Source organism: Bordetella petrii (assembly GCF_020991325.1).
Classification (GTDB): domain Bacteria; phylum Pseudomonadota; class Gammaproteobacteria; order Burkholderiales; family Burkholderiaceae_B; genus Bordetella_A; species Bordetella_A petrii_E.
This window is the reverse complement of record NZ_JAJMLX010000490.1, coordinates 1-1363: the sequence shown is the minus strand read 5'-3', so window position 1 is coordinate 1363 and position 1363 is coordinate 1. Positions and strand designations below refer to the sequence as shown.

2 protein-coding genes are annotated in these 1363 nt (G+C 66.8%); one reads left to right on the top strand and one right to left on the bottom strand.

The window, feature by feature from the left end; all coding sequences use genetic code 11:
• Positions 1–985 (top strand): ABC transporter ATP-binding protein (locus LPZ50_RS24860; RefSeq protein WP_230665496.1); only part of this gene is annotated, 985 nt, incomplete at its 5' end.
• Positions 986–1013: 28 nt separating this feature from the next.
• Here the strand turns inward: LPZ50_RS24860 and LPZ50_RS24855 are convergent.
• Positions 1014–1328, bottom strand: a complete 315-nt coding sequence (locus LPZ50_RS24855; RefSeq protein ID WP_230665495.1) for a LysE family translocator — start codon at positions 1326–1328, stop codon at positions 1014–1016.
• Between the last annotated feature and the right edge of the window lie 35 nt (positions 1329–1363).

Here is a 1363-nt window from a genome sequence, read left to right as displayed (position 1 = left end):
GCAAGACGCCGCCGCGCCCGCGCCGCCCGCCAGCACGGTACGGCGCGAGCACGGGCCGGTATTGCGCGTACAAGACCTGATCACCCGCTTCGACATCGCCGGCGGCGTGCTGGGCCGCGTCGACAAGCGCGTGCACGCGGTCGAGAAGGTCAGCTTCGACCTGTATCCGGGTGAAACCCTGTCCCTGGTGGGCGAATCGGGCTGCGGCAAGACCACCACGGGCCGTTCGCTGCTGCAACTGGTCAAGAGCCAGGGCGGCCGCATCGAATTCGACGGGCACGATATCGGCTCGCTGCGCGGCGCGGCCATGCAGTCATTGCGCCGCCATATCCAGTTCATTTTCCAGGACCCCTTCGCGTCGCTGGACCCGCGCATGACGGTAGGCTATTCCATCATGGAACCGCTGCTGATCCACGGCGTGGCCAAGGGGCGCGCCGCGCAAGAGCGGGTGCGCTGGCTGATGGACAAGTGCGGCCTGCTGCCCGACATGATCGGCCGCTATCCGCACGAGTTCTCGGGCGGGCAGCGCCAGCGCATCTGCATTGCGCGCGCGCTGGCCCTGAACCCCAAGGTCATTGTGGCCGACGAATCGGTCTCGGCGCTGGATGTGTCCATCCAGGCGCAGATCGTCAATCTGCTGCTGGACCTGCAGCGCGAACTGGGCGTGTCGCTATTGTTCATTTCGCACGACATGGCGGTGGTCGAACGCGTCAGCCATCGCGTGGCCGTGATGTACCTGGGCCAGATCGTGGAAATCGGCCCGCGCCGGGCTATTTTCGAGAACCCGCAGCATCCGTATACGCGCAAGCTGATGGATGCGGTGCCCATCGCCGATCCGCAACGCCGCCATCGCGCGCGTTCCCTGCTGGTGGATGAGATCCCCAGCCCGGTGCGCAAAGTGGGCGACGAACCCGTGATCGCGCCTCTGGTGCCGGTGGGAGAAGGGCACTACGTGGCGCGCCACGCGGTCGGGGTGTACGCTTAGTGTGTCGACGCATCTATGCGACGGCACACTAGCGCCGTTCCAGCGCCAGCCTGGCGCCAAAGGCCATGAACACCGCGCCCGTCAGCCCGTCCAGGCCGCGTAGTACGGCGGGGCGCTGCAGCCAGCGGGCCAGCGGCCGCGTAGCGGCCACCAGCACGGCGAACCACAGCACGCCCATCAAGGCGTGCAGGCCCGCCAGCAGCATGCTGAAGCCCACTACGCTGACGCCGGACGGAATGAACTGCGGCAGGAAGGTCACGTAGAACACCCCGATCTTGGGGTTCAGGATATTGGTCAGGCAGCCGCGCCTGCTGGGCACCTGGAAAGCACGCGAGCAGGTCACCTTGTATGCGCAGTACGCCTACGGCTACAAGGCGC